The sequence below is a fragment of the Lysobacter sp. DMC97 genome, from assembly GCF_056313745.1.
Window position 1 is genome coordinate 42,244 of record NZ_JBQUZR010000001.1, and the last position, 10,575, is coordinate 52,818.

Sequence of the window (10,575 nt, forward strand, 5' to 3'; positions counted from 1 at the left end):
CCGTACGCTCCTGCGGGACGGCGCGGCCACCCCGTACCCATGGTAATTGCAGAGCGGGAACGACGTCCATGGACGTCGTCCCTGCCCCGCCCGTTTCGCATGCGGGCATTGCGGCGGTCATATCGTGTAGCTCATCGGCTGCGGACGCCGCTTCGCCTGCGCGGCCGCTGCCGGCTCGGGGATGGCCGCATCGACGGGCGACGCCTCGTCGTCGCGACCGGCGAGGATGTGCGTCATCAGAGCATCGAGCGTCGGATGGTCGAACGGACTGGTCGTCGTCAGTTCCAGTTGCAGCGACTGGTTCAGCCGCTCCACCCACTGCACGGCCAGCATGGAATCGAGCCCGTAGTCGGTGAACGGCGTCTGCGCATCGATCTCGGCGACGTCGATCTCCAGCACCTCGGCCAGCGACTGCAGCACCTGCGTGCGCAGCACCCCGCCGGACGATGCAGGTTTCGCGCGCGCCACCGGTGGCGCGGTCTCCATGGCCGGGGCCGGCGGTGCCGATGCGATCGCGACGCCGAGGTCGAAGCCGCCGTCGCCATCGATCGCGGTCTCGCCGCCCGCGAGATGCGCGACCAGCGCATCGATCGTCGGATGGTCGAACAGGCTGGTGGTCGTCAGCTCGACCGACAGCCGCTGGTTCAACACTTCGACGATCTGCACGGCGAGCATCGAATCGACGCCGTAGTCGGTGAACGGCACATCGCCGCGGATGTCCCCGGCGTCGATGCCGGCGATGTCCACGAGCGCCTGCGCGATGCCGCGCGCCAGGGCCTGCGCGGTGTCCGTCCGCGCGGGTGCCGCCGGTCGCGGCGTGGCTGCGGCGGCAGGCGGTGCCGTGTGCTGCGACGGCGCCTCGGCCGGGACGGCTTCGACCGCGATGCCCGACGTCGACAGCAGGTGTGCGACCAGAGCGTCGATGCTCGGGTAGTCGAACAGGCTGGTCGTGGTCAGCGACGTGCCGGCCGTGGTGTTGAGGACTTCCACCGCCTGCACCGCGAGCATCGAATCGAGGCCGTAGTCGGTCAGCGGCGCATCGTCGCGGATCGCGGCCGGGTCGATGTCGAGCGTGGTCGCCAGCGTCTTGCGCACGATGCGGCGGATCGCCGCTCCCGCGCGATCGACGGGGGCCGCGGCCACGGGCGCTGGCGCCGCAGGTGCCGGTGCTGGCACCGACGGCTTCGCCGCGATGTTCGACGCCGACGATGTGCTTGCGGCAGTGAGCGCAGGCGCGGACGACGATGCGATCGCGGGCTGGCGGAGCCAGCCGTCGCTGCGGGCGACGACGATCTGCTGCCCGAGGATGGCCGCGTTCTCGGCCGGCAGGCCGATCGCCTCGAACCCCTCCTCTGTCAGCACGCTGCGCCACGACGCCGGCGACAGCGCCGGCGAGCCGGGGATGCGCAGGTGCGCGTCCTCGTACAGCCACCAGCCCTTGAGCAGGCCGAAGGTGACGTGCGCGAACAGGCTGGTCGCGCAGACCTCGTTGACCAGCAGGATGCCGTTGCGCTTCAGCGTCGCCTTCGCGTTGCGCAGCGTGCGCCGGATGTCGCGGGTCGCGTGCAGCACGTTCGCGGCGACGACGATGTCGAATTCGCCGAGGCCGATGCCCTGCGACGCCGGCGAACGCTCCACGTCGAAGCTGCCGTACTGCATGTACGGCGCGCGTTCGGCGAATTCACGCTCGGCGGCCACCGCGAACGCCTTCGACAGATCGGTGAAACGGTATTCGGCGATGGCATCCGCATACGGCGCCAGTGCCTTCACCAGCGGCGTCGTCGTGCCGCCGGTGCCCGCGCCGATCTCCAGGATGCGCAGGCGGACATCCGGGTCCACGCGGCGACGGCGTTCGATGTGGCGGACCAGCACCGAACTCAACACGCGGTTGAAGAAATCCGGCACCGGACTGTCGCGATATATGCCTTCGACCAGATGCGGCGAGGCCTTCGGGAACAGCACGTCGGTGGCCTGGCGTCGACCGCTCAGCACGGCATCGAGTTCGCGTAGCGTCGCTTCCGCGAGCGCGACCGGTGCCGCGGTTTCCGGATTCGCGCGCCACGCCGGCGCGGCGCTGTCCCACTCATCCCAGGGCGACACGTCCGCCGAGGGGCCGGCGATGCGCCAGCCGTCCTCGCCTTCGACGACGAGACCGCGTTCGGCGAGCAGGTCGAGCGTGTGCCGCAGCCACGGCTGGTACTGCGGGACGATGCCATTCGACGGAGACGATGCACCGCCGTCCGCGAACACGCCGAGTCCCGCGAGCGTGTGCCGCAGCAGCTTCAGGATCAGCGTCTCGAACGCTTCGGGCAGGCCCTGGCCGATCAGGCTGTCGATGTCGGTGTCGACGGGCGTGTCGAGCAGCACGACGGGCGCGGTGTTCTCGATGCGCGACACGCGATCGTTGGAGAAATGCACGCCGCGGAGCGCGTCGGCGCGCTTCGTCTTCAGGAAGGCGAGCTGGCGGAACGGACCGGCGAGCAGGCGTTCCAGCGCGGCCATGCCCTCGGCGGGTTCGACCGATCCCATGCCGGCCTGCGCGATCCAGTTGCGGTAGCCGCTGGAGATCGCGGCGAAGCCGACGCTGCCCCAGTAGCCCCAGTTGACCACGCGCACCGGACAGCGCCAGTCGTGCGCGAGCCGCGCGGCGAAGGCGTCCTCCACCGTGCAGCCCGCGGCGTAGTTGGCCTGCCGCGGCGTCTTTTCCAGCGCCTGGATCGACGAGAAGAACAGCACGAAGTCCAGCGGCAGGTGCGCGAAGGCCTGTGCCATGCGCACCGACACCTCGATCTTCGCGGCCAGCCCGCGCCAGAAGCGCTGTTCGTCCATGCGCTCCAGCGGATCGCCGGCCATCAGCAGCGCTGCGTGCACGATGCCGTGGATGGTGCCGAAGCGACGCTCGACGTCGGCGCTCGTCCGCTCCAGTGCCAGCGCGTCGGTCGCATCGGCCGAGATGTAGTGCGGCGCGGGCCCGAGCTTCGCCAGACGGTCGATCTTCTCCTCGATCACCTCGTCGCGCTTGCGCAGGCCGATCCACACGACCTGCGCGGCGTGGCGACGGATCAGGTATTCGCTGAAGGCTTCACCGATGCCGCCCGCACCGCCGATGATCACGTAGACGCCGCCGTGCCGGAACGCACTCTGCTCCGGCTCGGGCATGCGGCACGGCACCCAGCGCTGGCGGTGCCAGCGACCGAAGCGATGCGCCCAGGCGTTGCCGTCGGGGTCCGCCGGCAGCGCCAGCATGTCCTGCCACGGCCAGCGCGGGCCCGGCTGCACGTCCACGAGCCGCACGCGCCAACCGGGATATTCCTTCGCCAGCGTGCCGACCAGACCGTGCACGCCGGCGTGCATGGGATCCACCGCCTCGTCCTCGAACACCGGCTGCGCACTGCTGGTGACGAAGGTGAGGCCCAGCGGCTTCTTCGCGTACTCCAGCCGCAGCAGCGCCTTGACGAGACGGAACACGGCCATCACGCCACGCTGCTGGCCGACGACGAGGCCGTCACTGTCGATCGACGTGAAGCCCGTGTCCGGCAGCAGCCAGACGAGATGGTCGATGCTGCCGAGGCCGCGCAGTTCTTCCGCCGCGCGATCCACCGTGTCGGCGATCGCGCCGGACACGCGCCGGGCGCGCGGGTAATGACGTTTGAGCTGCGCGTACTGCGCCTCGTTGTCGCCGATGACGACGACCGCCGCCGTCCCGACCGGCCAGCGCTCGCCCTCGGGCGGCACGGCCGGTTCCCACGCGGGCGCGAGCGTCAATGCGCCCACCCGCACGTCGTCCGTCTCGACCTCGACAGCCGCGGCCGGCGACGTTGCGGGCACGCTCGCGACGGCGGCCGGGGGTTGCGGCGCGACGCGCGGCGCGGCGACTTGCGTCGGCATCGGCTGCGCGGGTCGTGCGGAAGCGCCCGCCTCGCGCGAGGTCACGCCCTGCAGTCGGGCGACGACGCGCCCGCTCGGCGTGCACAGGTCGACGTCGAGCTTGTGGCTGGCCTGCCGGCGGTCGCGACGGATCCACACCCACATCTGCGACGTGCAGCGTCCGAAAATCTCCATGCTGTCGAGCGCGAAGAGCATCAGCGAGCGCTGCTCGCCCTGCCCGTCCCCGGGCTGCACGACGCCGATCTCGAAGCCGATCGACACCTGCAGCGCACTGTCGAGCAGGCTGGGATGCAGCTGGAACGCCGAATCCTCCATATCCTCCGACTCGGTGGCTGCGATCACGTCGGGCAGCCGGAGCTGCGCGAGGATCTGGTCCTCGCCGACGAACGCGCGCTGGATGCCGCGATAGCCCTCGCCGTAATGCAGCCCCATCAGATCGAAGACGGCGTAGTAGTCCTGCGTCGTGAGCACGCGCGCATCGCAGCGGGTGCGCACCAGACCGATGTCGATGGCCGGTGCGGCCGCGGGCTGCGCCGCGGGGGCCATCGCGATGCGTCCCTGGCAGTGCGGCGTCGCGCTGCCGGCGCCGAGCACGCGGAAGGCGATGTCGCCCGACGGCGCGGGTTCCAGCACGATCTCCAGGTCCACCGGCGTGGCGACCGCGAGCGGCCGCAGCCACACGACGTTGCGCAACTGGCGGACGCGCTGCTCCGGATACGCCAGGCCGGCCGCGGCGCGCACCATTTCGAGACAGCCCGCGCCGGGCAGCATCGGTGCGCCCTGCACGACGTGATCGCGCAGGAATAACTCCTGCCCGGTCCAGTGCGTGGCGAAACGATGGACGCCCGTCGAGGCATCACCGACGGCCGCATGCACGAACGGATGCAGCGGCGCGGCATGCGGGGCCACCCTGGCGGTCGGCGCAGTGGCGACGATGGCCGCTGCAGGCGCAGACGACGGTACTGCCGACGTGGCGACAGGCGCGATCGATGCCCGGGGCTCCGCCGCCTTCGTTTCCACGACCTTCGCCGGGTCCGGCACCCAGTAGCGCTTGCGCGAGAACCGGTACAGCGGCAGCGGCACGCGTCGCCGGGTGTCGAACAGCTTCGCGAAATCGAGTGCCGCGCCCTGCACATGCAGGGACGCGATGTCCGACAGCGCCTGCGCGCGTCGGGCGTCGCCCGACGCGGTCGCCAGCGCTTCGACGGCACGCTGCGCCTGCGCGGACAGCGCGGCGCGTGCGTCGTTGCCGAGGATGCTGGCAGCGATCACGCGCGACGGCGTGCCGGCACGCCAGCGGCGCAGTTCGGCGGTCGCTTCGATCGCCGAGTCGGCCACGAGCGCAATGCGATGGCGATGATGGCGGCGACCGATCGCCAGCGTGAAGCCGACGGCGTCGAGATCGATGGTCGCGGCCTCGCGTTCGAGGTGCGCGGCGAGCGCATCGATCTGCGCGGGCAGGTCTTCCTCGCGATAGCCCGAGACCACGAGCAGCGTCGGACGCGGTGCGGACGCGGCGACGGATCGTGCCGGCGCCTCTTCGACGACCATGTGCGCGTTCGTGCCGCTCAGCCCGAACGAACTCACGGCCGCGAGACGGCGACGCCCGATCGGCGCGGGCCAGTCGCGCAGCGTCGTGTTGACGACGAACGGACTGTCGGCGAAGGCGATGTGCGGGTTCGGCGCCTCGAAATGCAGCGACGGCGGGATCTGCCGGTGGCGGAGCGCCAGCAGTACCTTGATCAGCCCCGCGACGCCGGCCGCGGCGCCGGTGTGGCCGAGGTTGGTCTTGATCGAGCCCAGCGCGCAGAAGCCCTTGCGATCGGTGTAGTGGCGGAATGCGCGCGTCAGCGCCGAAGCCTCGATCGGATCGCCGAGGATCGTGCCGGTACCGTGCGCTTCGACCAGTTGCAGGTCCGCGGGATCGATCCCGAACATGGCGTAGACGTGCCGCTCCAGCCGCTCCTGCGCGGCGGCGCTGGGCGCGGTGATGCCGTTGCTCGCGCCGTCCTGGTTGATGGCGCTGCCCTTGATCACGCCGTGGATGTGATCGCCCGCGTCCAGCGCATCCTGCAGGCGCTTGAGCACGACCACGCCGACGCCTTCGGACGGCACGAAACCGTCCGCGCCCGCAGCGAAGGCGCGGCACTGGCCGGTCGGCGACAGCATGCCGGCGCGGCTGGACGACATCAGGAAGCCCGGCGTGCACTGGATCCACACGCCGCCCGCGAGCGCGATGTCGGTTTCGCCGGTCCACAGGCCCTGGCAGGCCAGGTGCACGGCGACCAGCGAACTCGAACACGCGGTGTCCAGCGTGATCGCCGGCCCCTGCAGGTCGAGGTGGTAGGCGATGCGCGAGGACAGCACCGACGCCGCGTTGCCCCACATCGCGTGCGGCGGCAGCGACGGCTGCGCCTGCAGCAGTTCGCCGTAGTCGCCGCCGTTGAAGCCGACGTAGACGCCGCAGCGCGCGCCGGCGATGCCTTCGCCGGCGTAGCCCGCGTCTTCCAGCGCGTGCCAGCACGACTCCAGCAGCAGGCGATGCTGCGGGTCCATGTAGGTCGCTTCGGTGCCGGAGATGTTGAAGAACAGCGGATCGAACAGGTCGATGTCGCTCAGGAATCCGCCGCGCGGACAGACGCGGACGTTCTCCGGCAGTGATGAGGTGTCGACCGGCCAGCGCGAGATCGGTTCGGTCACTTCATGGCCCGCGGCGAGATGCATCCACAGGGCATCCAGATCGTCCGACTTCGGGAAACGACCGCTCATGCCGACGACGGCGATCGGGCCGGGCGCGGTCATCGCCGCGACGCGGGGGCCGGCCGGTGCCATGGATACGGTCGCATCCGCTGCTGAGCGAACCTCGTCGACGGCAGGCGATGCCGGCACGACATGCTGCGCCGGTTGCGGCGCGCGGGATGCCGCGGCCGCGGCCTGCAGGCGCGACGCATCGCCCTCCTGCAGGATGTGGCGAACGAGCTTGTTGACCGAGCTGTGGTCGAAGAGGCTGGTGCCCGCCAGTTCGATGCCGAGCGCCTCGTTGAGCGCGCGCACGATGCGCACGCTGCTGATCGAATCCACGCCGTAATCGGCGAAGGCGCCGTCGGGATCGATGCGCTCCGGCGAGAGTTTCAGCGTGGTCGCCAGCTGCGTCAGCAGCGTGTCCTTCACGTGGGCTTCCAGCGCCCGGGCGTCGATGTCGATGGTGGCCACCGTGTCGTGTGTCGTGGATGTGGGGGCGGATGCAGTTGCGGAAACCGCTTCGGATGCGGCGGTGTCGTACGTGACTGGTGTGAGGCGATGCAGCGCCGCCATCTGCGGGACGCCGGACTGCATCAGGATCTCGACCGCGGCCATGGCCTCGTCGGGCTGCAGCGCGCCGACACCGGCCTGCGCGAAGCGTTCGCGCACGAGCGGAGACATCGCCGCCGTCGCGCCGATCGCGCCCCAGAAGCCCCAGTTGATCGTCTTCACGGGGCGACCGAAGCGCAGCGCCATCTGCCGGGCCAGCGCATCCTGGTAGAGACTGCCCGCGCTGTAATTGCTCTGCCCCGCCTCGCGCGAATAGCTCGCCAGCGACGAGAACAGCAGTACGCAGTCGAGCGCGTCATCGGCGAACGTGCGGAAGACGTTGGCGGCGATCCGCGCCTTGATCGCGAACGCCTGCTCGAAGTGCGCGGCGTCGAGGCTGGCGATGCTGCGGTCATGCAGTTCGATCGCCGAGTGGATCACGCCGTGGATCGCGCCGAACGTCCGCAGCGCGACGTCGCGCGCGGCGGCCAGCGCCACTGCGTCCGTCGCGTCTGCCTGCAGGTACAGCGGTGTCGGGCCGAACGCGGCCAGCCGCGCCAGCTTGCCGGCGATGGCCTCGTCCGCACGACGCCGGCCGATCCACACGACCCGCGCGCCGTAGCGGCGCAGCAGGTGTTCGGTGAAGACCTCGCCGACGCCGCCGGCGCCGCCGATGATCACGTACACGCCATCGCGTCGGAACGCACGCTCCGCCTGTGGGCGCGCTTCCACGCTGCGCAGGCACTCGCGCGTCCACTGGCCATCGCGATGGAGCCAGGCGCGACCCTGCGCATCGCCGGGGATCGCAGCGATGCGTTCGACCGGCAGCGCGTCGTCGCGACCGAGGTCGACGAGCGCCGCTGTCCAGTCCGGATGTTCCTTGACCGCGCTCGCCACCAGCCCCTGCAGCGCGGCATGGGTCGGATCATTCCGCGCATCGCGGGTGACCAGCGTCCACTGCAGGCGCGCGTCGCCGCCGCCCTGCGCCAACAGGGCCTTGAGCGCATGGAAGCAGGCCAGCACCGGCAGGCGTCCGCGTTCGTAGGTCAACAGGGCGTCCTGCGAGGCATCGCCGGCCTCCGGCGCGAACCAGAGGACCTGGTCGATGCGGCCGGCGGCGCGCAGCGAGTCCGTCCACGCGTCGATGCGATCGGGCGCAGGTGCCGGCAGCGCGATCGCGTGCGGCCAGACGCGCGCGAAGGCCGCGATCTGCGCATCGGTGGCACCGACGATCGCCACGCATGCATCCGCGGCGATGGCCTGTTGCGGGAGCGGCACGGCTTCGGCGTCGGGCACGAGCAGTTCGAGGTGGTCGAGCGATGCAGGCGCAGTCTCCGCAGAAACCGATGCCACGGCCGACGCCGACAGGCTGCCGGCATCGGAAGCCGCATCGACCCAGCAACGCTCGCGCGCGAACGGATACGTCGGCAGATGCGCCAGACGCACGCGCCCGGTCCGCGGCAGATCGCGCCACTTGGGCTCGAAGCCGCGCACCCACTGCGCCGCGAGTTCCGCCAGGAAACCGGCGGTCACGAACGCCGGCATCGGCAGCGGCGCCGCGTCGTTCGCGGTCTCGCGCATCAGCGCCGTGAGACGTCCCATGAAGAGGCCGTCTGCGCTGCGTCCCTCGCGTGCGTCTTCCAGCTTCGCGATGGCCTCGTGGTGCGTGGTGGCGACGAACGCGAGGCGGTGATCGAAGGCCGCGCGCCCGACCTGCAGCGTGTGGGCGACATCGGCCAGCGGCAGGCCCGTCTCGCGCGCGAGGAAGCGCGCGAGCGCCGCGCATTGCGCCTTCAGTTCCTCCGCGCCACGGGCGGAGACGACGAACAGTTGCGGCTCGGCGTCCGCGGTCGGCGTCGCAACCGGCTCGTTCCATTCCTCCAGCACCACATGGGCATTCGTGCCGCTGTAACCGAAGGAACTGACTGCCGCGCGACGCGCCTGTCCCGGGAGCGTCGTCCATTCCCGCAAGGCGGTGTTGACCACGAAGGGCGAGCCGTCGAACGCGCAGTGTTCGTTCGGCTGCGTGTAGTGCAGCGTCGGCACGAGACGCTTTTCGCGCAGGGACAGCACCGCCTTGTGCACGCTGGCGACGCCCGCCGCGGCCGACGTGTGGCCGATGTTGCTCTTCACCGAGCCGAGCGCACAGAACTGCACGGCGTCGGTCGATTCCCGGAAGGCGGTGACCAGCGCTTCGAACTCGATCGGATCGCCCAGCTTCGTGCCGGTGCCGTGCGCTTCGACGTAGCCGATCGTGGCCGGGTCGATCGCGTGGCGCTTGTGGACGTCGCGCAGCAGATCGATCTGGCTGCGGATGCTGGGCGCGGTGATGCCGTTGGTGCGCCCGTCCTGGTTGATGCCGGAGCCCAGCACCACCGCATGGATGCGGTCGTTGGCCGCGATCGCATCGCGCAGCCGCTTGAGCACCAGCACGCCCACGCCCTCGCCCGGCACGAAGCCGTCGGCGCCGTTATCGAAGGCACTGCAGCGACCGGAGGCGGACAGCATGCCCGAGTCGCACATGCTGATGTAGCTTTCGGGCGTGAGGTAGAGCGTTACGCCGCCTGCCAGCGCCAGGTCGATCTCGCCCGCGAGCAGCGCCTGGCAGGCCAGGTGGGTCGCGACCAGCGACGACGAGCACGCGGTGTCGATCGCGATCGCCGGCCCCTTCAGGTTGAGCTGGTACGCGATGCGTGCCGCGGCGATCGAGCCACTGTTGCCGGTCGTCTCGCCGAGGCCCGCGCCGGCCTGCTGGCACAGGTTGACGTACTCGTTGTTCATGATGCCGAGGTAGACGCCGCAGCGCGCGCCGTCCAGTACCGATGGCGCAAGGGCGGCATCCTCGAACGCGCGCCAGCTTTCCTGCAGGAACAGCCGGTGTTGCGGATCCATCACCGTTGCTTCCGCCGGCGAGATGCCGAAGAACAGCGGATCGAAGGATTCGACGTCGTCGAGCATGCCCAGCCAGCGGCAGTAGACCTTGCCCGGTTGCTGCGGACGCGGATCGTAGTAGCGCTCGACATCCCAGCGCGACGGCGGGATCGCGCGCACCGCGGAGCGGCCTTCGGCCAGCAGGTCCCAGAACGTGTCGAGCGATGCGGCGCCGGGGTAGCGGCCCGACATGCCGACGATCGCGACGCGTTCGCGTGCGGCATCGGGTTGCCGTGCCGGCGGCGTCTGCGGCTGCGGCGCTTCGCCGTCCCGGGCCAACGCTTCGAGCCTCGCCTTCGCCTGCTCCGGGGTGATCGTCCTGGCCTGCAGGGCGCGCAGAATGTCTTGTCGAGTCATGTCCGTGTTCCGCTTCGTCGTCATTCCAGACCCCGGGTTGCCGCGCTGTGCAGGCGTGTCAAAACGCGAGATCGCATGGCCACCGCCCTGCCCGCCGGCATCGTCCGC

1 protein-coding gene is annotated in these 10,575 nt (G+C 70.6%); it reads right to left on the reverse strand.

Going from position 1 to position 10,575, the window contains the following annotated elements:
* Window positions 1–117: 117 nt before the first annotated feature.
* Window positions 118–10,467 carry an SDR family NAD(P)-dependent oxidoreductase gene (locus ACT53Q_RS00175; RefSeq protein ID WP_476184648.1) on the reverse strand — a complete coding sequence of 3,450 codons (10,350 nt, stop codon included), beginning with the start codon at window positions 10,465–10,467 and terminating at the stop codon, window positions 118–120.
* Between the last annotated feature and the right edge of the window lie 108 nt (window positions 10,468–10,575).